The organism is Mycolicibacterium fluoranthenivorans, from assembly GCF_011758805.1.
Classification (GTDB): Bacteria; Actinomycetota; Actinomycetes; order Mycobacteriales; family Mycobacteriaceae; genus Mycobacterium; species Mycobacterium fluoranthenivorans.
Map to the genome: position 1 here is coordinate 2,831,141 of NZ_JAANOW010000001.1, position 23,921 is coordinate 2,855,061.

The 23,921-nt window shown below is 67.6% G+C and carries 23 protein-coding genes; 11 read left to right on the plus strand and 12 right to left on the minus strand.

Translation table 11 applies throughout. The features are described from left to right. Nucleotides 1-1,080 (minus strand): GGDEF domain-containing protein, encoded by a 1,080-nt coding sequence (locus tag FHU31_RS13795; RefSeq protein ID WP_167159086.1) that lies wholly within the window; start codon nt 1,078-1,080, stop codon nt 1-3. Between the two features lie 100 nt (nt 1,081-1,180). After that, a complete protein-coding gene (gabT, locus tag FHU31_RS13800; RefSeq protein WP_167159088.1) occupies nt 1,181-2,521 on the minus strand; it encodes a 4-aminobutyrate--2-oxoglutarate transaminase in 1,341 nt (446 codons plus the stop codon). A 314-nt stretch (nt 2,522-2,835) separates the two neighbouring features. Here gabT and yajC point away from each other — a divergent pair, with 314 nt between their 5' ends. The 6 genes from yajC to FHU31_RS13830 all read left to right on the plus strand — a co-directional run bounded on the left by yajC (nt 2,836) and on the right by FHU31_RS13830 (nt 10,885). Then, on the plus strand, nt 2,836-3,183 hold the full coding sequence (gene yajC / locus FHU31_RS13805; protein WP_167159090.1) for a preprotein translocase subunit YajC: 348 nt from the start codon (nt 2,836-2,838) through the stop codon (nt 3,181-3,183). A gap of 82 nt (nt 3,184-3,265) precedes the next feature. Continuing rightward, nucleotides 3,266-5,044: a protein translocase subunit SecD gene (gene secD, locus FHU31_RS13810; protein ID WP_167159092.1), complete on the plus strand. Its 1,779-nt coding sequence runs from the start codon at nt 3,266-3,268 to the stop codon at nt 5,042-5,044. Nucleotides 5,045-5,097: 53 nt separating this feature from the next. Continuing rightward, complete coding sequence (gene secF / locus FHU31_RS13815) at nt 5,098-6,315, plus strand: protein translocase subunit SecF (protein WP_409371246.1); 1,218 nt, start codon at nt 5,098-5,100, stop codon at nt 6,313-6,315. Nucleotides 6,316-6,362: 47 nt separating this feature from the next. Continuing rightward, entirely contained in the window at nt 6,363-7,967 is a 1,605-nt protein-coding gene (locus tag FHU31_RS13820) for an ABC transporter substrate-binding protein (RefSeq protein WP_167161022.1), read from the plus strand. Nucleotides 7,968-7,982: 15 nt separating this feature from the next. Further along, nucleotides 7,983-8,507 carry an adenine phosphoribosyltransferase gene (locus FHU31_RS13825; RefSeq protein WP_167159096.1) on the plus strand — a complete coding sequence of 175 codons (525 nt, stop codon included), beginning with the start codon at nt 7,983-7,985 and terminating at the stop codon, nt 8,505-8,507. 38 nt (nt 8,508-8,545) lie between these two features. Then, the gene (locus FHU31_RS13830; protein ID WP_167159098.1) at nt 8,546-10,885 is read left to right on the plus strand and encodes a RelA/SpoT family protein; all 2,340 of its coding nucleotides are present in this window, start codon (nt 8,546-8,548) and stop codon (nt 10,883-10,885) included. 7 nt (nt 10,886-10,892) lie between these two features. On the opposite strand, the gene FHU31_RS13835 is transcribed toward FHU31_RS13830, so the two are convergent. Further along, nucleotides 10,893-12,098 carry an MFS transporter gene (locus FHU31_RS13835; protein WP_167161024.1) on the minus strand — a complete coding sequence of 402 codons (1,206 nt, stop codon included), beginning with the start codon at nt 12,096-12,098 and terminating at the stop codon, nt 10,893-10,895. Between the two features lie 110 nt (nt 12,099-12,208). Between FHU31_RS13835 and FHU31_RS13840 the strand changes: the two genes are divergently transcribed. Further along, the gene (locus tag FHU31_RS13840; protein WP_090364375.1) at nt 12,209-12,493 is read left to right on the plus strand and encodes a DUF4333 domain-containing protein; all 285 of its coding nucleotides are present in this window, start codon (nt 12,209-12,211) and stop codon (nt 12,491-12,493) included. Between the two features lie 9 nt (nt 12,494-12,502). Here FHU31_RS13840 and FHU31_RS13845 read toward each other — a convergent pair whose 3' ends face one another. The 3 genes from FHU31_RS13845 to FHU31_RS13855 form a co-directional block, all read right to left on the minus strand. Beyond that, on the minus strand, nt 12,503-13,276 hold the full coding sequence (locus tag FHU31_RS13845; RefSeq protein WP_167161026.1) for an HAD-IIA family hydrolase: 774 nt from the start codon (nt 13,274-13,276) through the stop codon (nt 12,503-12,505). A 130-nt stretch (nt 13,277-13,406) separates the two neighbouring features. Then, nucleotides 13,407-14,411 (minus strand): peptidylprolyl isomerase, encoded by a 1,005-nt coding sequence (locus tag FHU31_RS13850; RefSeq protein ID WP_167159099.1) that lies wholly within the window; start codon nt 14,409-14,411, stop codon nt 13,407-13,409. Nucleotides 14,412-14,415: 4 nt separating this feature from the next. Further along, on the minus strand, nt 14,416-15,285 hold the full coding sequence (locus FHU31_RS13855) for a peptidylprolyl isomerase (RefSeq protein ID WP_090364380.1): 870 nt from the start codon (nt 15,283-15,285) through the stop codon (nt 14,416-14,418). A gap of 111 nt (nt 15,286-15,396) precedes the next feature. On the opposite strand from FHU31_RS13855, the gene FHU31_RS13860 reads away from it, so the two are divergent. After that, entirely contained in the window at nt 15,397-16,110 is a 714-nt protein-coding gene (locus FHU31_RS13860; RefSeq protein ID WP_167159102.1) for an MBL fold metallo-hydrolase, read from the plus strand. 22 nt (nt 16,111-16,132) lie between these two features. After that, a complete protein-coding gene (hisS, locus tag FHU31_RS13865) occupies nt 16,133-17,392 on the plus strand; it encodes a histidine--tRNA ligase (RefSeq protein ID WP_167159104.1) in 1,260 nt (419 codons plus the stop codon). A gap of 9 nt (nt 17,393-17,401) precedes the next feature. Here hisS and FHU31_RS13870 read toward each other — a convergent pair whose 3' ends face one another. Beyond that, nucleotides 17,402-17,932 (minus strand): hypothetical protein, encoded by a 531-nt coding sequence (locus tag FHU31_RS13870; protein WP_167154307.1) that lies wholly within the window; start codon nt 17,930-17,932, stop codon nt 17,402-17,404. 22 nt (nt 17,933-17,954) lie between these two features. Between FHU31_RS13870 and dtd the strand changes: the two genes are divergently transcribed. Beyond that, the gene (dtd, locus tag FHU31_RS13875) at nt 17,955-18,386 is read left to right on the plus strand and encodes a D-aminoacyl-tRNA deacylase (RefSeq protein WP_167159106.1); all 432 of its coding nucleotides are present in this window, start codon (nt 17,955-17,957) and stop codon (nt 18,384-18,386) included. 51 nt (nt 18,387-18,437) lie between these two features. Here the strand turns inward: dtd and urtE are convergent, their stop codons facing one another. From urtE to urtA, 5 genes are read right to left on the minus strand one after another with little or no spacing between them, the layout of a single operon-like run. Further along, nucleotides 18,438-19,130 (minus strand): urea ABC transporter ATP-binding subunit UrtE, encoded by a 693-nt coding sequence (gene urtE, locus FHU31_RS13880; protein ID WP_167159108.1) that lies wholly within the window; start codon nt 19,128-19,130, stop codon nt 18,438-18,440. Next, the gene (urtD, locus tag FHU31_RS13885; protein WP_167159110.1) at nt 19,130-19,933 is read right to left on the minus strand and encodes an urea ABC transporter ATP-binding protein UrtD; all 804 of its coding nucleotides are present in this window, start codon (nt 19,931-19,933) and stop codon (nt 19,130-19,132) included. The genes urtE and urtD overlap by 1 nt, the downstream gene beginning before the upstream one ends. Beyond that, the gene (gene urtC / locus FHU31_RS13890) at nt 19,930-21,027 is read right to left on the minus strand and encodes an urea ABC transporter permease subunit UrtC (protein ID WP_167159112.1); all 1,098 of its coding nucleotides are present in this window, start codon (nt 21,025-21,027) and stop codon (nt 19,930-19,932) included. Before urtC ends, urtD begins: the two co-directional genes overlap by 4 nt. Next, nucleotides 21,024-21,908, minus strand: a complete 885-nt coding sequence (urtB, locus tag FHU31_RS13895) for an urea ABC transporter permease subunit UrtB (RefSeq protein ID WP_167159114.1) — start codon at nt 21,906-21,908, stop codon at nt 21,024-21,026. Before urtB ends, urtC begins: the two co-directional genes overlap by 4 nt. Before the next feature lie 37 nt (nt 21,909-21,945). Next, nucleotides 21,946-23,196, minus strand: a complete 1,251-nt coding sequence (urtA, locus tag FHU31_RS13900; RefSeq protein WP_167159116.1) for an urea ABC transporter substrate-binding protein — start codon at nt 23,194-23,196, stop codon at nt 21,946-21,948. A gap of 232 nt (nt 23,197-23,428) precedes the next feature. On the opposite strand from urtA, the gene FHU31_RS13905 reads away from it, so the two are divergent. Then, nucleotides 23,429-23,848, plus strand: coding sequence for an Rv2576c family protein (locus FHU31_RS13905; RefSeq protein ID WP_208410963.1), 420 nt, complete (start codon nt 23,429-23,431; stop codon nt 23,846-23,848). The last annotated feature ends 73 nt before the right edge of the window (nt 23,849-23,921 follow it).

The following is a 23,921-nucleotide window of genomic DNA, read 5'->3' on the forward strand; positions in this document are numbered from 1 at the left end:
TCACCGCGACATGTGGACCCGGTTGCCGCCGGCCCTTTTGGCGCTGTACATGGCGTCGTCGGCGGCATCCACGAGGCGGTCCAGGATGAGCTGCAACTCGTGATCTTCCGCGTCGCCGACATCCGCGGTGGCGGCGCCGATGCTGACGGTGATCGCATCCGGTAGGGCCGCCACCTCACGACGTACGTGCTCGGCCAAGAGCGCTGCGGTGCCGTCGTCGAGAAGGCCGGCGATGATGAACTCCTCGCCCCCGAACCGCGCGGCGACGGTATCGCGGGGGGCGTGCTTGCGCAGGATGTCGCTGACCGCCACCAGCAGTTGATCTCCGGCTGAGTGGCCACGGGTGTCGTTGATCCGTTTGAACCCGTCGAGGTCGACGAGCACCATGCCGGTCGTGACGCCGGCCTCGCGGGCCCGGGTGAACAGGTCGTAGCCCACGCGACGGAAGCCGCGCCGGTTGTACACGCCGGTGAGTGCGTCCAGATCCGATTCGGCGGCGTCACTGCCCAGCAGGTGGACGAGTACCTGCAGCGAGCACGGCACGGCGAGCACTCCGACCGTGACCACGAGGAGTCTGGCCAGGGCGCCGGCCGGATCGCCGGCCGCCGCGAGCCGGCCGGCGTTGATCGCGCTGGTGGCGAAGGCCAGCGCGATCACGCTGACCAGAACCGGGCTGGTGTGGAAGAACGCGACGTAGCCCGCGATCGCCGCGAAGACGGTGCAGCCGAGCAGTCCGGCGGCCGGATCGCGGTCCAGCAGTGCGGCCGCGGCGATACAGACGGCCGCGACCATGGCGAAGAGCCGGGATTCCCGCCTCGTCGGCCAGTGCAGCGCCCAGGGCGCCGCCAGGCTGGCCGTGATCACCGTCACCCCGGTGGAGAGCGTGCGGGGCAGGCCGGCAGCCGGACCGGTCGGGCTCCAGTGCATGAGCTGCGATCCGGTACCCAGCAAGACGATGACCAGCACCATCATCACCCGCGTGGGACCACGCAGTCCCTGTGCCGCGAGATAGCTCGACAGCCAGTCGTAGTGGTCGGGCTGTCGCCACCACGACCTCAACGCGGCGATGTAAGCCCTCATCGGTCATCCGTAGGTCAGGAGAGTGTTCCGACGGATGCTACCCACCTGCTCGGCTACGGTGTGAATGCCGTCACATATCCGGCGGCGCCGGACGCCGTCCTCAGAGGGTGGCGAGCGCCGCGGCCAACACGTCGAGACCTTCGTGGAGCAGGTCATCCGAGATGGCCAGCGGCGGCAGGAAGCGCAACACGTTTCCGTATGTCCCACAAGACAATACGATGACGCCCTGGGCGTGTGCCGCGGCGCACAGCGACTTGGTGAGTTCTGCGTCGGGCTCGGTCGTCCCGGCCTTGACCAGTTCGACGGCGATCATCGCGCCGCGGCCGCGGACGTCGCCGATGCGGTCGTCGTCGGCCTGGATCCGCCCCAGCCGCTCCTTCATCAGCGTCTCGATCTCGGCGGCGCGAGCCACCAATCCGTCGGCCTCGATGGTCGTGATGGTCGCCAGGGCCGCCGCGCATGCCACCGGATTACCGCCGTAGGTGCCGCCCAGCCCGGACACGTGCGGGGCATCCATGATCTCTGCGCGGCCGGTGACCGCCGACAGCGGCAGGCCGTCGGCGATGCCCTTGGCGGTGACGATCAGGTCGGGGTCGATGCCCTCGTGCTCGCAGGCGAACATCTTGCCGGTGCGGGCGAACCCGGTCTGCACCTCGTCGGCGATGAAGACGACATTGTTCTTGCGGCACCAGTCCAGCAGGGTGGGCAGGAAGCCCTCGGCGGGCACGATGAAGCCACCCTCGCCCTGGATCGGCTCGATGATCAGCGCGGCCAGGTTGTCGGCGCCCACCTGCTTGTCGATCACACTGAGGGCACGCCTGGCGGCGAGCTCGCCGTCGGTGGCCAGTTCCTTGCCGAACTCCGCGTCCCGGAACGGGTAGGACAGGGGAGCGCGGTACACCTCGGGGGCGAACGGGCCGAAGCCGTGCTTGTAGGGCATCGACTTCGCCGTCAGCGCCATGGTCAGGTTGGTGCGACCGTGATAGGCGTGGTCGAACGAGACGACCGCCTGCTTACGGGTGTAGGACCGGGCGATCTTGATCGCGTTCTCGACCGCTTCGGATCCGGAGTTGAACAACGCCGAGCGCTTGTCCCCGGCCACCGGTGTCAGCCGGTTGAGCTGCTCGCAGACGGCCACGTACTCCTCGTACGGGGTGACCATGAAGCAGGTGTGGGTGAACCGGGCGGCCTGGGCCGCCACCGCGTCGACCACGCGCGGTGAGGCGTTGCCGATGGTCGTGACGGCGATGCCGGAGCCGAGGTCGATGAGCCTGTTGCCGTCGATGTCCTCGACGATGCCGCCGGCGGCGCGCGCGGCGTAGACCGGCATGGTGGTGCCGATGCCCCGGGACACCGCAGCATTCTTGCGGTCGGCCAGGGCAGATGACTTCGGCCCGGGGATGGTGGTGGCGAGATGGCGGGTCTGCTCGACGGCAGTCACGGTTGACTCCTGCTCGGTGTGCACGGCGGGGATGACACGCAATCGGAAGCCTAATCCGCCAACCGCTTACGCGGGTGAAAACAGAAGTTGAACAGCTATGTGACTTCGGATCGAGTGTTACGTGGTCCATCTTGCCACGATTTCCGTCGTGTTGAACGCATCCGGCGGTCGGTTTGTCGGCTCGGGCGCCCGCGGTGGCCCGGGCAGGGTGTCGCGGTTCCCGTCGGCGATGATGGCACACTGGGTGCGACGAGGCGCCGCGACCGAGCTCGCACAGCCATGCCCGCGCAACAATCACGAAAGACAGCCGTTTCATGGACTTGGTCGTATTCCTGCCGCTCATCCTCATCATGGGCGCCTTCATGTTCTTTGCCTCGCGTAAGCAGAAGAAAGCCATGCAGGCCACCATCGACCTGCACGAATCGCTGAGTGTCGGCGACCGGATCCACACCACGTCGGGCTTGCAGGGCACCATCACCGGCATCTCCGACGACAACATCGAGCTGGAGATCGCACCCGGTGTGATCACCACGTGGATGAAGCTTGCGGTGCGTGACCGCATCGAGGACTCCGCCGATGACGAGGACTTCGACGATATCGACGAGGAGTCCGGTGCCGTGGAGCTCACGGATCGTCCGGCGCCCAAGGCCGACGGCAACTGACCGCAGCCGGCTCAGGCTCACCGCGTACCCTCCCCGTAACACCCGCCCCGCGTAGACCGCTTTCCAAGGAGACCCAACAACCGTGGCATCGACTTCGGCGCCGGTGCATCCTGCCCGCTATCTGGCGCTCTTTCTGGTCCTCCTGGTCGGCGTCTACCTTCTCGTCTTTCTCACCGGCGACAAGCAGGCCGATCCCAAGTTGGGCATCGACCTGCAGGGCGGCACCCGCGTCACCCTGACCGCGCGTACCCCGGACGGCTCCGAGCCGTCCCGGGAATCCCTGATGCAGGCGCAGGAGATCATCAGCTCGCGGGTGAACGGCCTGGGGGTGTCGGGCTCTGAGGTCGTCATCGACGGCAACAACCTGGTGATCACCGTCCCGGGCAACGATGGCAGCGAGGCCCGCAACCTGGGGCAGACCGCGCGGCTCTACATCCGCCCGGTGATCCACGCCATCCCCGCGCAGGGCAAGGGACAGCAGCCGCCCCAGGGCGCTCCGGGTGCTCCGCCGGGAGCACCGCCCGGTATGCCGCCCGGTGGTGGCTTGCCGGCGTTGGCGCCGGCCGAGCCCGAGGCCCCGGTCACTGCGCCCGGCCAAGCGGGTACGCCGGCCCCGGCGGCCCCGGCGGCTCAGCCGCGCCCGTACCCGCAGGAACCCGCGCCGACGCCGGCGCCACCCGCACCGGGCACCCCCGCACCGGGCGCACCGGCGGCACCGGGCGCACCGGCCCCCGCGCCACCGGGATCCAAAGCCGATCTGGCCCAACGTATCTCCGATGAGAAGCAGCTGCGTCAGAGCACCGACCAGAGCATCCAGTTGCTGGCCCTGCAGTTTCAGGCCACCCGCTGCAACGACGAGGACGTGCTGGCGGGTAACGACGATCCGAACCTGCCGCTGGTGACCTGCTCCTCGGACCACACCACGGTGTACCTGCTCGACAAGTCGATCATGAGCGGTGAGCAGATCGAGAGCGCCAGCTCGGGACTGGATCAGCAGCGCGGCGACTATGTGGTCGACGTCCAGTTCAAACCGGAGGGTGCCAAGATCTGGGCGGACTTCACCGCCGCCAACGTCGGCACCCAGACCGCGTTCACGCTCGACTCCCAGGTGGTCAGTGCCCCGGAGATCCAGGAGGCGATCCCCGGTGGGCGCACCCAGATCACCGGCCGCTTCACCCAGGACTCGGCTCGCGAGCTGGCCAACGTACTGAAATACGGCTCGCTGCCGCTGTCGTTCGAGTCCTCGGAGGCCGAAACCGTCTCCGCCACACTCGGTCTGACGTCACTGCGGGCCGGCCTCATCGCCGGCGCCGTGGGTATGGCGCTGGTCCTGGCGTACGCGTTGCTGTACTACCGGGTACTCGGTCTGCTGACGGCACTGTCCCTGGTCGCCTCCGGCGCATTCGTGTTCGCGCTGCTGGTGCTCCTGGGCAGATATATCAACTACACCCTGGACCTGGCCGGTATCGCGGGTCTGATCATCGGTATCGGCACCACCGCCGACTCGTTCGTGGTGTTCTTCGAACGCATCAAGGACGAGATCCGGGAGGGCCGCTCCTACCGGTCGGCGGTGCCGCGTGGTTGGGCCCGGGCCCGCAAGACGATCCTGTCGGGTAACGCAGTCACCTTCCTGGCCGCGGCCGTGCTCTACGTGCTGGCGGTCGGCCAGGTCAAGGGATTCGCGTTCACCCTCGGCCTGACGACCATCCTGGACGTGCTCGTGGTCTTCCTGGTCACGTGGCCGTTGGTGTACCTGACGACCAAATCGGCGACGCTGTCCAAGCCCGCATTCAACGGTCTCGGCGCGGTGCAGCAGATCGCTCGCGAGCGGCGTGCCGCGCACACCACGGGACGGGGATGACATCAGTGTCGACAGAACAGAAGTCCGCCAAGCACAGCACTGACAGCACCGGCCTGGAAGACTCTGGCGCCGTCGAGGCACCGGCGCTGGATTCGGCCGAGTCGTCGAACCTGCCGCAGCACGGTTTCTTCGTCCGGCTCTACACCGGCACGGGTGCGTTCGAGGTCATCGGCAAGCGCAAGATGTGGTTCATCATCAGCGGTGCCATCGTGGCGGTGGCGATCGCCGCGATGCTGCTGCGCGGCTTCACCTTCGGTATCGACTTCGAGGGCGGCACCAAGGTGTCCATGCCCGTCGACGGGGTCAAGGCCCAGGCCACCGCGGAGCAGGTCGAGACGGTCTTCAGCAAGGCCCTCGGTACCGCACCGGAGTCGGTGGTGATCGTCGGCAACGGCGCCTCGGCCACGGTGCAGATCCGCACCGAGACGCTGAGCAATGCCGATACCGAGAAACTGCGGGTGGCACTGTTCGACGCGTTCGAGCCCAAGGGCTCGGACGGTAAGCCCAGCAAGCAGGCCATCAGCGACTCGGCGGTGTCCTCGACCTGGGGTGGCCAGATCACCAAGAAGGCGCTCATCGCGCTGGTGGTGTTCCTGGTGATCGTCTCGATCTACATCACCGTGCGCTACGAGCGGTACATGGCCATCGCGGCGCTGGCGGCCATGTTCTTCGACATCATCGTGACCGCGGGGGTGTACGCGCTGGTCGGATTCGAGGTCACTCCCGCCACCGTCATCGGTCTGCTCACGATTCTCGGTTTCTCCATCTATGACACCGTCATCGTGTTCGACAAGGTGGAGGAGAACACCCACGGGTTCGAGCACACCACGCGGCGCACCTTCGCCGAACAGGCCAACCTCGCGGTGAACCAGACGTTCATGCGGTCGATCAACACCAGCCTCATCTCGCTGCTGCCGATCCTCGCGCTCATCGTGGTGGCGGTCTGGCTGCTCGGCGTCGGCACGCTCAAGGACCTCGCGCTGGTGCAGTTGGTCGGCATCATCGTGGGTACCTACTCGTCCATCTACTTCGCGACCCCGCTGCTGGTCACGATGCGGGAGCGCACCGAGCTGGTGAGCGCACACACCAAACGGGTGCTGCGCCGGCGCACCGCGGCGGCCAAGGCCGGCGCGGTCACCGAGGGCGTGACCGCCACGGAGATCGAGGACTCCGTCGCGGCGGATGTCGTCACCACGCCGGCCCCGGACAAGCCGGTTCCCGGTGCGCGTCCGGTCCGGCCGAACCGACCGTCGGGCAAGCGGCGTCGCTAGTGCGCGGACGGTCGATCGCACGGATCGGTGCGGCGGTTGCCGCGCTGATGCTGGTGGTCGGTACCTCGGTCGCCTGTTCGTCGGCCGATGACCACGTCATCGACTACGCCGTCGACGGCACGCTGATCACCTACAACACCAACACGGTGGTGGGTGCCGCATCGGGCGGGCCGCAGGCGTTCGCGCGCGTGCAGACCGGATTCACCTACCGCGGCCCCGACGGCCAGATCATCGGTGACCGCGACTACGGCAGTGTCGCGGTGGTCGGCCGCTCGCCGCTGATCCTGGATTACGAGATCAACGCCAACGCCGTGTATTCCGACGGCAAACCGATCACCTGCGACGACATGGTGCTGGCCTGGGCCGCGCAGTCGGGGCGTAACCCGGGCTTCGACGCGGCCAGCACGGCCGGGTACCGCGATGTCGCCACCGTCGACTGCGCCCCGGGCGCGAAGAAGGCCAGGGTCACGTTCGCCCCGGACCGCGGCGTCGTGGACTACGGCCAACTGTTCGGGGCCACCTCGCTGATGCCGTCCCATGTGATCGCCGACGAGCTCGGCCTCGGCGACGGCGCGGTGACGACGGCCCTGCAGACCGGTGACGCCCCGGCCATCGACCGCATCGCCAAAGCCTGGAACACGCTGTGGAACCTCGGCCCCGATATCGACCTCAAGAAGTTCCCGTCCTCGGGTCCCTACAAGATCGCGTCGGTGGCCAAGGACGGCGCGGTGGTGCTGACCGCGAACGACAAATGGTGGGGCGCCAAGCCCGTCGCCCAGCGGGTGACGGTGTGGCCCAGGGGAGCTGACATCCAGGACCGGGTGAACCGCGGCGCGTTCGACGTGGTGGACATCGCCGCCGGTTCGTCGGGCACGCTGAACCTGCCCGCGGGTTACACCCGTACCGACACCCCGTCGGCCGGGATCGAGCAGCTGATCTTCTCCGCGCAGGGTCCGCTGGCTGCGCCGCCGGCCCGGCGTGCGCTGGCCCTGTGCACCCCGCGCGACACCATCGCCCGCAACGCCGAGGTTCCGATCGCCAACGTGCGACTCAGCCCCACCGTCGACGACGCGCTGGCGGCTGCCGAAAGTGCCGGCGAGGCAGGGCAGTTCAGCGTGGCCAATCCGGACGCCGCCCGTGCGGCCCTGAACAATCAGCCGCTGACGGTCCGAATCGGTTACCAGACCCCCAATGCCCGGATCGCGGCGACGGTCGGGGCGATCGCGCAGTCATGCGCGCCGGCGGGGATCACCGTCACCGACGAGTCCGGTGACTCCGTCGGCCCGCAGAGCCTGCGCGACAACAGCATCGACGTGCTCATCGGCAGCACGGGCGGCGCGGTCGGCAGCGGATCCACGGGATCCTCCGCGCTGGACGCCTACGATCTGCGGTACGGCAACGGCAACAACCTGTCCGGGTATGCCAACGAGCGCATCGACGGCATCATCGACGCGCTCGCGGTGACCGCGGACCCCAAGGAGCTGAGCAGGCTGCTCAGCGAGGCCGGACCGATCCTGTGGGGCGATATTCCGACCCTGCCGCTGTACCGTCAGCAGCGCACCCTGCTCACCTCGAAGCGGGTGTCGGCGGTGCAGGCCAACCCGACCCGCTGGGGTGCGGGATGGAATATGGACCGATGGGTCTTGGAATAGTGAGCAGGTTGAGTCATGTCTAGTGCCGCCGCCGTGATCGCCGAACTGACCCGCAACGTCGCCGATTTCCCGCAGCCGGGTGTCCAGTTCAAGGACCTCACCCCGGTGCTGGCCGACGCTCGCGGGCTGGCCATCGTCACCGACGCGCTGGCCGAGGCGGCAGACGGTGCCGATCTGATCGCCGGGATCGACGCCAGGGGATTCCTGCTGGGCGCGGCCGTCGCCCTGAAGCTGGGAACCGGGGTGCTGGCCGTGCGCAAGGGCGGCAAGCTGCCGCCGCCCGTGCACGCCGAGCGGTATGAGCTGGAGTACGGGTCGGCGACGCTGGAGATCCCGGCCGACGGTATCGACATGGTCGGCCGGCGCGTTCTGGTGATCGACGATGTGCTGGCCACCGGAGGAACGCTGGCGGCGGCGGCCCGGCTGTTGGAACGCAGCGGTGCGCACGTCACCGGAGCGGCGGTGGTGCTCGAGCTGACGGCCCTGCCGGGGCGTGCGGCGGTGCATCCGTTGCGGGTCACCAGCCTGACCACGGTGTGAACGGCGTGGGGGATATCCTTTAATTTCAGGAGGTGATCATGCCCGACGAACCCGTCACGGGGCAGGCCGTCGCGGTCCCGCCACAGCAGGGGGATACCGCCGCGCTGGACACCTCCAAGACCAGCGCCTCGCGCCGGGTGCGGGCCCGGCTGGCCCGCCGGATGACGGCGCAGCGCAGCCTGGTCAACCCGGTGCTGGAGCCGCTGGTCGCCGTGCACCGCGAGTTCCATCCGAAGGCCGATCTGGCGATTCTGCAGCGGGCCTACGATGTGGCCGAGGAGCGGCATGCCGATCAGCTGCGCCGCTCCGGTGACCCGTACATCACCCACCCGCTGGCGGTGGCGAACATCCTGGCCGAGCTGGGTATGGACACCACCACCCTGGTGGCCGCGCTGCTGCACGACACCGTCGAGGACACCGGCTACTCGCTGGAGGCGCTGACCACCGACTTCGGCAGCGAGGTGGGACATCTGGTCGACGGGGTGACCAAGCTGGACAAGGTGGCACTGGGCACCGCCGCCGAGGGCGAGACCATCCGCAAGATGATCATCGCCATGGCCCGGGATCCCCGGGTGCTGGTCATCAAGGTCGCCGACCGGCTGCACAACATGCGCACAATGCGCTTCCTGCCACCGGAGAAGCAGGCCCGCAAGGCCCGCGAGACGCTGGAAGTCATTGCCCCCCTTGCTCATCGACTGGGTATGGCGACGGTGAAGTGGGAGTTGGAGGATCTGTCCTTCGCGATCCTGCACCCGAAGCGCTACGAGGAGATCGTGCGCCTGGTGGCCGACCGGGCCCCGTCCCGGGACACGTACCTGGCCAAGGTACGGGCCGAGATCGGTACGGCGCTGTCCGCGATGAAGATCAGCGCGAAGGTGGAGGGCCGGCCCAAGCACTACTGGTCGATCTATCAGAAGATGATCGTCAAGGGCCGTGATTTCGACGATATCCACGACCTGGTCGGCGTCCGCATCCTGTGTGACGACATGCGCGACTGTTACGCCGCGGTGGGCGTGGTGCATTCACTCTGGCAGCCGATGGCGGGCCGGTTCAAGGACTACATCGCGCAGCCGCGCTACGGCGTCTACCAGTCCCTGCACACCACGGTGGTCGGGCCGGAAGGCAAGCCGCTGGAGGTGCAGATCCGCACCAACGAGATGCACAACACCGCCGAGTTCGGCATCGCCGCGCACTGGCGCTACAAGGAAGCCAAGGGTCGCAACGGTTTGCCCGCCGGTCACACGGCCAACGAGATCGACGAGATGGCCTGGATGCGCCAGCTCCTGGACTGGCAGCGGGAAGCCGCCGACCCGGGGGAGTTCCTGGAGTCGCTGCGTTACGACCTTGCCGTGCAGGAGATCTTCGTGTTCACCCCGAAGGGTGACGTCGTCACGTTGCCCACCGGGTCGACGCCGGTCGACTTCGCGTACGCGGTGCACACCGAGGTCGGGCACCGCTGTATCGGCGCGCGGGTCAACGGCCGACTGGTGGCGTTGGAGCGCAAGCTCGAAAACGGGGACCAGGTCGAGGTTTTCACGTCCAAGGCCACCACGGCCGGACCCTCGCGGGACTGGCAGACGTTCGTGGTGTCACCGCGGGCCAAGGCCAAGATCCGGCAGTGGTTCGCCAAGGAGCGTCGCGAGGAGGCGCTGGAGGCGGGCAAGGACGGGATCGCCCGTGAGGTGCGCCGCAGCGGACTTCCGTTGCAGCGCTTGCTCAATGCCGAGTCGATGTCGTCGCTGGCTCGGGAGCTGCACTACGCCGACGTCTCGGCGCTGTACACCGCCGTCGGTGAGGGGCACATCTCGGCGCGGCATGTGGTGCAGCGCCTGGTGGCCCAACTCGGTGGTGATGAAGAGGCCGAGGACGAGATCGCCGAGCGCGCCACGCCGACCACCATGCAGGTGCGGCAACGCACCAGCGATGACGTCGGGGTGTCGGTGCCCGGGGCGGTCGGTGTCCTGACCAAGCTTGCGAAATGCTGCACCCCGGTGCCGGGTGACAACATCCTCGGCTTCGTCACCCGTGGTGGCGGGGTCAGCGTGCACCGCACCGACTGCACCAACGCGACGTCGCTGCAACAGCAGTCCGAACGCATCATCGAGGTGCACTGGGCGCCGTCGCCGTCCTCGGTGTTCCTGGTGGCGATCCAGGTGGAGGCCCTGGACCGGCACCGGTTGCTGTCCGATGTCACCCGGGTGCTGGCCGACGAGAAGGTGAACATCCTGTCGGCGTCGGTGACGACGTCCAATGACCGGGTGGCGATCAGCCGGTTCACCTTCGAGATGGGCGATCCCAAACATCTGGGCCACGTGCTCAACGTGGTGCGCAATGTCGAGGGTGTGTACGACGTCTACCGGGTGACTTCCGCGGCGTGAGCCGCAGTCAGGCCTGAGCTGCCCGGCGGGTGGTCAGCGCGCCGACGCCCGCCGCGCCCAGACAGGCGAGCGCCACCGCGCCGGCGAACCACGGGAACACCGCGTGCAACTGCCACTGCGTGGCCGCCCAGCCGGCGACGATGGTGGGCACCGCCATCGCGGTGTAGGCCAGCAGATAGAACGCCGACATGGTCTCGCCGCGACGGTCGGCGGGCACCACCTCGGACAGGTGGCGCAGTGAACCCCCGAACCCGAGCCCGAAGGTGGCGCCCAACAGCGCGGCCGCGGCGAAGACCAGCCACTGATTCCCGGTGGCGAGCACCGGAATGGTGATGACCAGCGCCACCGCCATCCCGATATCGCCGTAGATCGCGGCCCTGTGGGCCGGCACCCGGGCAGACCACAGCTGGGCCAACGCGGCCGCGAAAGCGGTGGTACCCACCACGACGCCGCCGAACACCACGTTGTGCACGTGGGTCTGCTGGGCGGCCAGGGAGGGATACAACGACAGCAGCACGCCGAGCACCGACCAGGAGGCGGCCGCGCCCAGCGCGGCGAACCAGAAGTCGCTGCGGATGTGCGCGGGCACGGACGGGCGGGCGAGCCGGATCGGCCCACGAGTGCGGGCCAGGTGTGGTTCGCGCAGGGCGATCACCCCGATACCGACGAGGGCGACGATCGCCGCCACCACCGCGTACGGCGTGCGCATGGGGTGCGGTGCGTATTGCGCGAGGATCGACGAGCCGACGATGGCGACGGTCATCCCGATGTTGAACGCGACGCCGGACAACTGGCCCGAGCGCACCCGGTGGTGTGGTCGCAGATCCAGCAGCGCGGCGGCACCGGCGACCACGATGGAACCGACGGCGGCGCCGTGGATGACACGTGCAAGCAGGAGCATCGCCATGTTGTCGGCGATCAGGAACACGGCGAGCCCGACGATCATCGCCACCAGCGCGCCCAGCAGCACCGGTTTGCGTCCGATCGCATCGGAAATGCGGCCCGACACCAGCACCGCACCCAGTGCCGCCACCGCGTAGACGGCGAAGATGACCGTGGTGGCCAGCGGGGTGAGGTGCCAGACCTCTTCGTACATCCCGTACAACGGGGCGGGCACCCCGGACACGCCCAGCGCCACGCCGCTGAGTACCAGCAGCAGGGTGTAGGCACCCCGCTGCACTTCGACGGGTGTGGCCGCGTCCGCCGTCACGATGTCTCCTCGGGGTGGGGGTCGACACAAGTTTCTCGTGCAACACGCGTGCCGCCGGACTTCATCTCAACCAGCCGGGTGACACGGATCTCACAGGCTGCGATACTGCGACGATGCGTGCAGCCATGGCCGTACTCCTTGCTTCGCTGGCCGTCCTGGCGGCCGGCTGTGGTTCCACCATCAAGCCCGAGGGCGCCGCCGAACAGGTCGTCAAGGTGGTCTCCAAGACCGGATTCAAGCCGACCGACGTGACGTGCCCGTCGGGGGTGAAGGCCGAGGTCGGCACCCAGTTCGACTGCCACTTCACCGGGCCGGACGGCAACTACACCGCGCATATGAAGATCACCAAGGTCAGCGGCGACGATGTCGAGTTCTACATCCAGTCCAAGCGGGACTGAGCCCGCGGCTCAGATGAGGTCGATGGCCTCGGCGATGGACGGCAGCACGAGGCCCGGCCGGAACGGGTAGCGGGTGATATCGGCCTCGGTGGTCGAGCCGGTGAGCACCAGGATGGTCTCCAGGCCCGCTTCGATACCGGCAACCACGTCGGTGTCCATCCGATCGCCGACCATGACGGTGGTCTCCGAATGGGCTGCGATGCGATTGAGTGCGCTGCGGAACATCATCGGGTTCGGTTTCCCGACGAAGTACGGTTCGCGTCCGGTGGCCTTGGTGATCATGGCCGCCACCGAACCGGTCGCCGGGAGCGGTCCCTGTGCCGAGGGGCCGGTCACATCCGGATTGGTGGCGATGAACCGGGCGCCGTCCCCGATCAGCCGGACCGCCTTGGTGATGGCCTCGAACGAATACGTCCGTGTCTCGCCGAGGACGACGAAATCGGGGTCGGTGTCGGTCAGGGTGTAGCCGACTTCGTGCAGCGCGGTGGTGAGGCCGGCTTCGCCGATGACATACGCCGACCCGCCGGCGAGCTGATCATCGAGGAAGGTGGCGGTGGCCAGCGCCGAGGTCCAGATCGACTCCTCGGGCACGGTCAGCCCCGACCGGCTCAGCCGCGCAGCCAGATCGCGGGGGGTGAAGATCGAATTGTTCGTGAGGACCAGGAAGGGACGTTCCTTCTCGGTCAGCCGCGCCAGGAACTCGGCGGCACCGGGAAGGGCGTGCTCTTCGCGCACCAGCACGCCGTCCATGTCGGTCAGCCAACACTGCGCCGGTGCGCGCATTCGTGCCGTGGAGTCCCCAACGCCGGCAACGGCAGCCGTGCTGCGCATGAATTTCGTTCTCCTGGTTGATATTTCCCATGCCGCCAGTCGGCGGTACCGGTATCTTCACCCCAGCCTAGCCGTCGGTCGGCTACTGCACCCGCACCGTCGTGATGTTCACCGGATCGGCCGGCTTCCCGTCGTCACCACCGCCGGCGACACCGCTCGCGGCAATCCGGTCGAGCACCGCCAGCCCGGGGGCCGCGATGGTGCCGAACGCGGTATAGGTCGGCGGCAATTCGGAGTCCTTGTAGACCAGGAAGAACTGGCTGCCGTTGGTGCCCGGCCCGGCATTGGCCATGGCCAGGGTGCCGCGCGGATAGACCACCGGAGTCTTGGCGGCCGGATCGGTCAGCCGGTACTGGTTGGTCGGGTACTCGTTGGGGAACTGGTAGCCGGGTCCGCCCTTGCCCGTTCCGGACGGGTCACCGCACTGCAGCACGCCGAGGTCTGCGCCGACGGTCAGCCGGTGGCAGGGCGTGCCGTTGAAATAGGCCTGCGCGGCCAGGCTGGCGAAGTTGTTGACCGTGCACGGCGCCTTGGCGTTGTCGAGCATCACCGGGATCACCCCGCGGTCGGTGGTGATGACCGCGTTCACCGTCGCCGGGGTGGTCGGCACCTTACCGACGCGGGGCGGGCGGACCGGCCGCACGGCAGCCTCGGTGGTGGCCGGGTATTGGCAGTTGGCGCCGAGGTTGACCGGCGGCTGGAACGGAGGGAGCGGCTGACCGGCGGCGGGGGCGGCGGTGATGGTCGGATTCCACTCGTACCGGTCGAGCCCGTTGCGGAAATCCTGGAGCAGCAGCCGGGTCACCACGATGGTGAAGATCAACACCAGCGTGCCGAGCACGGTCAGCACATACCCGATCACCAGGCCGGCGATCGCCATACCGCGGCCCTCTTCGCCGCTGCGCTTGATCTGCGACAGCGAGATGTGGCCGAACACGATGCCCAGCGGCGCGATCAGGAACGCACAGATCAGCGAGGCGACCGCGAGGGCGTTGGTCGGCCGCGGCGGCGGATAGCCGGGCGGCGGTGGTGGCGGAGCGTACCCGTACGGCGGGGGATAGCCGCCGTACGGCGGGGGGACCGTCACCGACTCAGTCCAGCTGGATGGACTTCACCGTGACTTCTTGCGCGGGCTTGCCGTCCTGGCCGCCGCCCGCCACGCCGGCCTTGGCGATCTTGTCCAGCGTCTCCAGGCCGGTCTGATCGATGGTGCCGAACACGGTGTAGTTCGGCGGCAGCTGAGAGTCCTGGTACACCAGGAAGAACTGGCTGCCGTTGGTGCCCGGACCGGCGTTGGCCATGGCCAGGGTGCCGCGCGGGTACAGCACGGGCTGCTGCAGCGCCGGGTTGTCCGGCTGGTACTGGTTGGTCGGGTACTCGTTGGCGAACTGGTAGCCGGGGCCGCCGGTGCCCTGACCGGTCGGGTCGCCGCACTGCAGGACCGCCAGCCCGCCGGTGGTCAGCCGGTGGCACGGGGTGTCGTTGAAGTACCCCTGCTGGGCCAGGCTGGCGAAGCTGTTCACCGTGCACGGGGCCTTGGCATTGTCCAGCTGCAGGCCGATATTGCCCTGATTGGTCGCCATGCTCGTGCTGATCTGCGCCGGGTCCGTCGGCACCTTGCCGGTGCGCGGCGGGTTCACCTTCTTGGCGGCGGCCTCGGTGGTCGCGGGGTACTGGCAGTTGGCGCCCAGGTCCGCCGGGGCGACGAAAGCGGGCAGCTTGCCGTCGGCGGCCGGCTGCGGGGCGGTGGAGGAACTGGGTGAGGCCGACGCCGTCGCGCTGCCGGAATCCTTGTTGGTGTAGATGACGGTGAACACCGCGGCAGCCACGACCGCGATGACGCCGGCCACCGAGGCGATGATCGTCAACAGACGCCGCCGGCGGGCCTGCGCGGCCCGTCGTTCGAGCTGCCTGTCGAGCTTGCGCTGGGCCGTTTCGCGTCGCTGTTTGTTCGTCGGCACCGCCGCTGTCCTCCTACGTCAGGGTCACACTCGGCACCGAGTCTGCCAGGCGTAACTGAGTGCGCGTGGCGCGACCCGCGGTCGCGTAACCCCGCATGGGAAAATGGGGGCGTGTTCATCACCGGGTTCCCGACCGGAGCGCTGGCGTGCAATTGCTACGTCATCGCTCCGCACGAGGGCGCCGATGCGGTGATCATCGACCCCGGACAGCGGGCGTCGCGGCCTTTGCAGCAGATTCTGGACCGGCACCGGCTGACCCCGGCGGCGGTGCTGCTCACCCACGGCCACCTCGATCACATGTGGTCGGCGCAGAAGGTGGCCGACACCTACGGTTGCCCGGTCTACATCCATCCGGACGACCGCGCGATGCTCACCGATCCGATCATGGATCTGGGCGTAGCGGGGAAGGCGCAATCGCTGCTGCTGGGCGTCGGCAAGCGAGCGGTGGCCGCGTTCTTCACCGAGCCCCGGCAGGTCGTCGAACTCACCGGCGACGGCGAGCTGCTGGATCTCGGTGGTATCCCGGTCACCGTGGACCACACCCCGGGGCACACCCCGGGATCGGTCGTCTTCCGTGTCGGCGCCCACGAGCGCAGCGACGGGGGGATCAGCCCGGCCAGTGCCTTCACCGGTGACACTCTGTTCAAAGGTGCGATCGGCCGTAGCGACCTGCTCGGCAGCAGCGGACGTCAACTGCTCACCTCGATCGTGACAAAACTGTTGGTGCTCGACGATGACACCGTGGTACTACCGGGACACGGTGAGAAGTCCACGATCGGGCTCGAGCGCCGCACCAACCCGTTCCTCGAAGGTTTGCGATTGTGACTGATTACTGTGGCTGACTACTGTGGCTGACTTCAAAGCGCCCAAGGGCGTACCGGACTACCTGCCTCCCGACTCCGCGCAGTTCGTGGCGGTGCGTGACGGCCTGCTCGGGGCTGCCCGGCGGGCCGGGTACGGCGATATCGAGTTGCCGATCTTCGAGGACACCGCGTTGTTCGCCCGCGGCGTCGGCGAGTCCACCGATGTGGTGAGCAAGGAGATGTACACCTTCGCCGACCGCGGAGAGCGTTCGGTGACCCTGCGTCCCGAGGGCACCGCCGGGGTCATGCGGGCGGTCATCGAACACGGTCTGGATCGTGGCCAGTTACCCGTCAAGCTCTGTTACGCCGGACCGTTCTTCCGCTACGAGCGTCCGCAGGCCGGCCGCTACCGGCAGTTGCAGCAGGTGGGTGTCGAGGCCATCGGTGTGGACGATCCCGCCCTGGACGCCGAGGTGATCGCCATCGCCGACGGCGGCTTCCGGTCGCTCGGACTCGAGGGGTTCCGCCTCGAGATCACCTCGCTGGGCGATGACAGCTGCCGTCCGCAGTACCGGGAGTTGCTGCAGGAGTTCCTGTTCCGGCTCGACCTCGACGAAGAGACCCGCCGCCGCGCGGAGATCAACCCGTTGCGCGTGCTCGACGACAAGCGCCCGGCGGTGCGCGAGATGACCGCCGGCGCGCCGCTGATGCTCGATCACCTCTCCGATGTCGCCAAGGCGCATTTCGAGACGGTGCTGGGGCATCTGGACGCCCTCGGCGTGCCCTATGTGGTCAACCCGCGGATGGTGCGCGGGCTGGACTACTACACCAAGACGACGTTCGAGTTCGTGCACGACGGTCTGGGTGCCCAGTCCGGTATCGGTGGTGGCGGCCGCTACGACGGGCTGATGCGTCAGCTCGGTGGCCAGGACTTGTCCGGAATCGGGTTCGGCCTCGGGGTGGATCGCACCATGCTGGCGCTGAAGGCGGAAGGCAAGTCAGTCGGTGCGGTGGGACGCGTCGATGTCTACGGTGTCCCGCTCGGTGAGACGGCCAAACTGGAACTGGCCAAGATCGCGGCGGCGCTGCGGAACGCGGGGGCGCGCGTCGACCTGGCCTACGGTGACCGCAGCCTCAAGGGCGCGATGAAGGGCGCCGACCGCTCCGGGGCGCGCCTCGCCCTGGTGGCCGGCGACCGCGATATCGAGGCCGGCACCATCGGTGTGAAGGATCTCTCCAACGGTGAGCAGACCGATATCGCCGCCGGTGACGTGGTGGCCGAGGTGCTGTCCCGGTTGGCCTAGGTGTGAGCGCTAGGGGCCGAACACCGTCGCGGTGAGCACGCGGTCCAGGTTGCCGACGCTGCCGCCGAACGGGTTGCCGCGCTTGAGAATCCGCGTTCCCGTAGGGGTGACCGCCACCAGCATCGCCGAGCTGGAGGTGAGTTGTGCCCGGCACTCGAACCGCACCTGGTCCAACGGTGCCACCGGCCGGCCCGCGCCGTCGCGGTAGACGCGGCGGGCCCGGTCGAACACCGCGACCGGGGTGAAGTCGCTGACCGGGGCCCGTCTGCGTCTGCGGATCGCCCCGGCGGTGCCGAGTGCTCCCACCCCGGCGGCCAGGCCCACGATCAGCAGCACTGCGCTGACGGCGAGGGGGACCTCCGCGGTGAACAGTGCGATCACCCCGAAGCCGCCACACACCAGGGTCAGGATCGCCAGGACGAACGTCGCGATCTGCCACCCGCCGCCACCGCGGTCGATCACCAGGATGTCCGGTCCGCTCTGCGCGATCACCAGACCGCCCCGGTCGGCCAGGATGTGCGGCTGCGATGGTGCGCTCACCTCCACACCATAAGGTCAGGGCATGCGAGTTCTGGTGCAGCTGGTGACGTCGGCCCGCGTGGTGGTCGACGGCGAGATCGTCGGACGGATCGACCCGGAGGGGCAGGGACTGCTGGCACTGGTCGGCATCACGCATACCGATGACGCCGCACTCGCCGCGAAGATGGCCGAAAAGCTGTGGCGACTAAGGATTCTCGATGGGGAACAGGCAGCCGCCGACGTCGCCGCCCCGATCCTGGTCGTCAGCCAGTTCACCCTGTACGCCAACACCGTGAAGGGGCGCCGGCCGTCCTGGAACGCCGCGGCACCCCGGCCCGTCGCAGAACCGCTGATCCACGCGTTCGCGGATGCGCTGCGGGGCCTGGGCGCCGAGGTGAGCACCGGAGTGTTCGGTGCGGATATGGCGGTCGAGTTGGTCAACGACGGTCCGGTGACGGTACTGCTGGAGTTGTAGCCCCGCGGGTCACGACGGCGGTGCCGTCAGATGGCCACGACGGCGGTGCCGTCAAATGGCCATCGCGGCGCGGACCTCTGCTTCGGAGGCCGAGCCACCGGTGCCCGACGAGGTGACCCGCCCGGACTCCAGGATGTAGTACCGCTGTGCGGATTCCAGCGCGAACCCGATGTGCTGCTCGACCAGCAGCACGCCGAGGTCACCGCGCGCGGTGAGTGCGGTGATCGCGGCTTCGATCTCGGCCACCACCGAGGGCTGGATGCCTTCGGTGGGCTCGTCGAGAATCAGGCACTTGGGGCCGGTGATCAGCGCGCGCGCGATGGCCAGCTGCTGACGCTGCCCGCCGGAGAGCAGTCCGGCCCGCCGGGTGAGCAGCTCCTTGAGCGCGGGAAACAGATCGAGCTGCTCATCGATGAGTGCCTTACCGTTCTTCCGGCCGTCGGCCACCACCTGCAGGTTCTCCGCGGTGGTGAGCTGGCCGAAGGACTGCTGGCCCTGCGGCACATAGGCCAGGCCTTTGGCGACGCGGGCACTGGGCCTCAGTTTGGTGATATCGGCGCCGTCGAAGCGCACCTTGCCCGCCGTGCATTTCAGCAGTCCGACCGCGGCCCGCAACAGGGTGGTCTTTCCCGCGCCGTTGTGCCCCATCACCGCGGCCACCCCGGCCGACGGCACCTCGATGCTGACCCCGTGGATGACCTCGGAACGGCCGTAACCGCTGTGTACGTCGATCAATTCGAGCATCAGGCCTCCTCTTCGGAGAGGCCGGCCGCGGCGGTGCCGAGATAGACCTCCTGCACCTTCGGATTGGCCTGCACCTCGGCGACCGAGCCTTCGGCGATCACCTGGCCGCGGGCCAGCACGGTCACCGACGTGGCGAAGGCACGCATGAAATCCATATCGTGTTCGACGACCACCACGGTGCGTTCACTGCCGATGCGGCGCAAGAGATTTCCGGTCTCTTCCCGTTCCTCATGGCTCATGCCCGCCACCGGCTCGTCGAGCAACAGCACATCGGCGTTCTGCACCAGCAGCATGCCGATCTCCAGCCACTGTTTCTGCCCGTGTGCCAGCACCCCGGCCGGCTTGTCGGCCAGGGCCGTCAGGCCCGTCGTCTCCAGGGCCTCCTCGATCGAGGGCAGGATGCCCGACCGGCGCCGCAGCAACGTCCACGGAGACCGGCCCGCCCCGGCGGCGATATCGAGGTTCTGCAGCACGGTGAGCTGCTCGAAGACCGTGGCGGTCTGGAACGTGCGGCCCACCCCGAGTCGGGCGATCTGATGGACCTTGCGGCCCAGCAGTTCCTTCCCGGACTTGCTGACCGAACCGGTGGCGGCGACGAGACCGGTGATGGCATCGATCACCGTGGTCTTGCCGGCGCCGTTGGGCCCGATCAGGAAACGCAGGTCACCCTGGAACAGGGTCAGGTCGACATCGCTGACGGCTTTGAATCCGTCGAAATCGACGGTCAGGCCCCGTACCTCAAGGTATTGCGTGCCCATGCCCACGTTGCCGCCGGCCGCCGGCTCGGCCTTGGTGTCGGTCATGTGGCGGCACCCACCTTCTCGGGTTCTGGATCCGGGGTGGGATCGGGTGTCGGTGCGGCGCGCCGGCGCTTGAGGAACACCCCGAGCCCCGCCAGACCGGCCGGGAAGAATCCGACCACGACGATGAACAGGAGTCCCTGCGCGTAGGTCCAGGCCGACGGAAACTGTTCGGAGAACGCGGTTTGCGCCCATGCGACGCCGACGGCGCCGAGTACCGGGCCCAACAGTGTGGTGCGTCCGCCGATCGCGACACCGATCAGGAACGCGATGGAGGGCACGATGCCGACCTGCGCCGGGGTGATGAATCCGATGATCGGTGCGAAGAGGGCGCCGGCGATGCTGGCGAACAGTGCCGCCGCGGTGTACGCCACCACTTTGATATTGGCGGGGTCATAGCCCAGGAACCGGACCCGCTCCTCGCCGTCGCGGACCGCGACCAGCAGTTCGCCGTAGCGGCTCTGCATCAGCTGGCGTACCACGGCGACGACGATGAGCAGCACCGCCGCGGCGATGAAGTACAGCATTTGCCGGTTCACCGGATCGGACAGCCGGAAGCCGAAGAAGGTCCGGAAGCCGTTGAGTCCGTTGCTACCCCCGAGGGTGGCCTGTCCGACGAGCAGGATCGCCAGGGCGGCGGCCAGGGCCTGCGAGAGGATCGCGAAGTAGGCACCCTTGACTCGGCGCTTGAACACGCCCAGACCCAGCAGCGCGGCGATGCCCGCGGGCACGATGAGGATCGCCAGCATCGTGAATGCGGGGGAGGCGAACGGTTCCCAATAGGCGGGCAGTTTGGGGATACCGGCGATCTGCATGAAGTCCGGCACCGTCTGCTTGCGGATCTCGGCGTCGGCGATCTTCAGATGCATACCCATCATGTAGGCGCCGAGGCCGAAGAAGACACCCTGGCCCAGGGTGAGCATTCCGCCACGGCCCCAAGCCAATCCGATACCCGCGGCGACGATCGCGTAGCACAGGTACTGGCCGAGCAGACCCAACCGGAAGCTCGACAGCACCGCCGGTGCGACGCCGAACAGCAGTACCGCGGCCACGGCGAACCCGGCCCAGGTCTGCCAGCGGCCCACGAGTGTCCTCATACGAGACTCCTTGTCCGCACGGTGAACAGGCCCTGGGGCCTGGCCTGCAGGAAGATCACGATCACCACGAACACGATGACCTTCGCCAGTGACGCGGTGGTGCTGTACTCGATGAACGAATTCAGCAGGCCGAGGCTGAAGGCCGCGATGACGGTGCCCTTGATCTGGCCGAGTCCGCCGACGACCACCACCAGGAACGCATCGATCAGGTAGCTCTGCCCGGTGGTGGGACTGGTGGAGCCGATCAGTGTCAGTGCCACCCCGGCCACCCCGGCCAGGCCGGAGCCGATGAAGAAGGTGGTGATATCGGTTCTGCGCGAGGAGATTCCACTGGTCTCGGCGAGGTCGCGGTTCTGCACGACGGCGCGGATCCGCCGTCCCATCGGGCTGGCCTTGAGCACCACGGCCAGCACCGTCACCCACAGGACGGCCAGCACCAGGATGAAGAGCCGGGTTTTGGGCACCACGGCGCCGAGGATCTCGACGCCGCCGGACAGCCAGGTGGGTGCGCCGACGTTGACCGCGGGTGCACCGAAGAGGTCACGGGCCACCTGCTGCAGGATCAGGCCCACCCCGAAGGTCACCAACAAGGTGTCCAGCGGACGGTGATACATCCGCTGGATCAGTGTGGTCTCCAACAGAACTCCGAGCAGGCCGCCGACGACGAACCCGACCAAGAGTGAGATGAGCAGTGAGGCACCGGCATTGGATACCAGTTGCTGCACCAGGTAGGCGGTGTAGCAGCCGGCCATGATGAATTCGCCGTGCGCCATATTGATGACGCCCATCTGCCCGAAGGTGAGTGACAGGCCCAGTGCAGCCAGCAACAGGATCGAGCCGAGGCTCAATCCCGTTGCCAGCTGTCCGATCAGGACATCCACGGTTGTTAGTTCCCCGTCGCTTTCGTTCGCCCCGGTGCTATCCGGACAGACCGGCAGCCCACGGGTAGGACTTGAGGTAAGGATCCGGCACGATCGGACCCTTCGACTCCCAGATGGTGTAGATCAGGCCGTCGGGGTGGATCTCGCCGATCCGGGCGGTCTTGGTGATGTGGTGGTTCTCGCCGTCGATGGTGACCAGCCCTTCGGGCGCGTCGAAGGTCACGCCACCCGCATTGTCCTGAATCGCCTTGGTGTCGAAGGCCTTCGCCTTCTCCACCGTGTTCTTCCACAGATACACCGAGACGTAGGCCGCCTCCATCGGGTCTGACGTCGGCTTGTTCTCGCCGTAGGCCTTCTTGTAGGCCGCGACGAACGCCTTGTTCACCGGGGTGTCGATGGTCTGGTAGTAGTTCCAGGCCGTGAGCTGTCCCTCGATGTTCTTGGCCCCGATCCCGGTGACCTCTTCCTCGGCGATGGACACCGACACCACGGGCATCTTCTGCGGGGTCAGTCCGGCGTTGGTGTACTCCTTGAAGAACGCCACGTTGGAGTCACCGTTGAGGGTGTTGAACACCGCACCGGCATTCGACGCCCGCACCTTGTTGACGATCGTGGAGAAGTCCGTCGAGCCCAAGGGGGTGTAGTCCTCGCCCTTGATCTCGATCCCGTTGGCGCCGGCATAGGCCTTGATGATCCGGTTGGCGGTCTGCGGGAAGACGTAGTCGCTGCCCACCAGGTAGAGCGACTTGACGCCCTTCTCCTTGAGGTAGTCCAGCGCCGGGACGATCTGCTGATTGGTGGTGGCGCCCGTGTAGAAGATGTTCTTGCTGGATTCCAGGCCCTCGTACTGCACCGGGTAGTACAGCAGCGAGTTGTTGCTCTCGAAGACCGGCAGCATGGCCTTGCGGCTCGACGACGTCCAACCGCCGAAGACGGCCGCGACGCAGTCGTCCTTGATCAGCTTCTCGGCCTTCTGGGCGAAGACCGCGGGATCTGAGGCGCCGTCCTCGCCGACGATCTGGATCTGCTTGCCCTGCACGCCGCCCTTGGCATTGATCTCCTCGACGGCCAGTTTGATGGCGTCGCGCACCGTCACCTCGGAGATGGCCATGGTGCCCGACAGCGAGTTCAGTGAGCCGACCTTGATGGTCGAACCGGAGGTGTCCACGCAGGACGCGGCCGCTGCGGTGCTGTCGTTCTCGCCGGCCTTGCTGCCACATCCCGACAGCACGAGGGCCGTCGCTGCGACCACGCTTCCGGCTGCCAGGACCGACCTGTTGAGTCGCATCTATTGCCTTTCCATCGATTTCGCGTATCGCGAGGGAATCGCGGGCTCACATGCACACGCAGGAGGCGTGTCGAATCGGGACGTTAGAGCTGGCAGGTTTCTGTGGAATTTCTGAATGTGACGAACAAATTAACCTGTTGGTCGCTCGGTCGTGGTCCGTCGTTAGCCGGCGGCGCCGAGGTGCTGATGTGGCAGTTGTAACGATCGGGTAGCGTCCGGCGATGTGACGGACATGCGAAAAGGTATGAGCAAGGTCGGAGCGGTGTTGATCTCGGGCGCGGCCCTCGTGGCGACCACCGGCGTGGCACACGCCGAGCCGGCGGCGGGGCACCAAGTGCGCTACACCCTCACCTCAACTGCCCCGTATGACTTCCAGGTGCTGTATCTGACGGCCCAGCCGGCCGACAAGGCCGCCTACAACGCCGATGCCTACTCCTATGTGAAGCGCGAGACCATCAACGTCGCGCCGGACCGGCCGTTCGTCTTCGAGACCACGCTGGCCGATCCGCAGTGGGCGATCCTGCAGGTGAGCAGCACCACCAAGGGTGGGGTCGGTGCGCCGAACCCGCATTGCGATGTCGCCGTCGACGGCCAGGTCCTCGTGGCCCAGGACGCGCCGTACAGCGTGGTGTGCCAGGGCTCGCAGTGGTGACCGCGCACTGATCGGATCTTTGCTCGAACGGTTCCGTCGGCGCACGGACGCGAGTAGCTTCGAAGTCGTCCAT

What these genes read in the sequence shown, in the direction of transcription:
- FHU31_RS13905 (WP_208410963.1), top strand. Translation starts at nt 23,429, where the DNA reads ATGCGAAAAGGTATGAGCAAGGTCGGAGCGGTGTTGATCTCGGGCGCG.
- urtE (WP_167159108.1), bottom strand. Translation starts at nt 19,130, where the DNA reads ATGCTCGAATTGATCGACGTACACAGCGGTTACGGCCGTTCCGAGGTC.
- dtd (WP_167159106.1), top strand. Translation starts at nt 17,955, where the DNA reads ATGCGAGTTCTGGTGCAGCTGGTGACGTCGGCCCGCGTGGTGGTCGAC.
- FHU31_RS13820 (WP_167161022.1), top strand. Translation starts at nt 6,363, where the DNA reads ATGCTGGTGGTCGGTACCTCGGTCGCCTGTTCGTCGGCCGATGACCAC.
- yajC (WP_167159090.1), top strand. Translation starts at nt 2,836, where the DNA reads ATGGACTTGGTCGTATTCCTGCCGCTCATCCTCATCATGGGCGCCTTC.
- urtA (WP_167159116.1), bottom strand. Translation starts at nt 23,196, where the DNA reads ATGCGACTCAACAGGTCGGTCCTGGCAGCCGGAAGCGTGGTCGCAGCG.
- FHU31_RS13830 (WP_167159098.1), top strand. Translation starts at nt 8,546, where the DNA reads ATGCCCGACGAACCCGTCACGGGGCAGGCCGTCGCGGTCCCGCCACAG.
- urtD (WP_167159110.1), bottom strand. Translation starts at nt 19,933, where the DNA reads ATGACCGACACCAAGGCCGAGCCGGCGGCCGGCGGCAACGTGGGCATG.
- FHU31_RS13825 (WP_167159096.1), top strand. Translation starts at nt 7,983, where the DNA reads ATGTCTAGTGCCGCCGCCGTGATCGCCGAACTGACCCGCAACGTCGCC.
- urtC (WP_167159112.1), bottom strand. Translation starts at nt 21,027, where the DNA reads ATGAGGACACTCGTGGGCCGCTGGCAGACCTGGGCCGGGTTCGCCGTG.
- FHU31_RS13840 (WP_090364375.1), top strand. Translation starts at nt 12,209, where the DNA reads ATGCGTGCAGCCATGGCCGTACTCCTTGCTTCGCTGGCCGTCCTGGCG.
- FHU31_RS13845 (WP_167161026.1), bottom strand. Translation starts at nt 13,276, where the DNA reads ATGCGCGCACCGGCGCAGTGTTGGCTGACCGACATGGACGGCGTGCTG.
- FHU31_RS13795 (WP_167159086.1), bottom strand. Translation starts at nt 1,080, where the DNA reads ATGAGGGCTTACATCGCCGCGTTGAGGTCGTGGTGGCGACAGCCCGAC.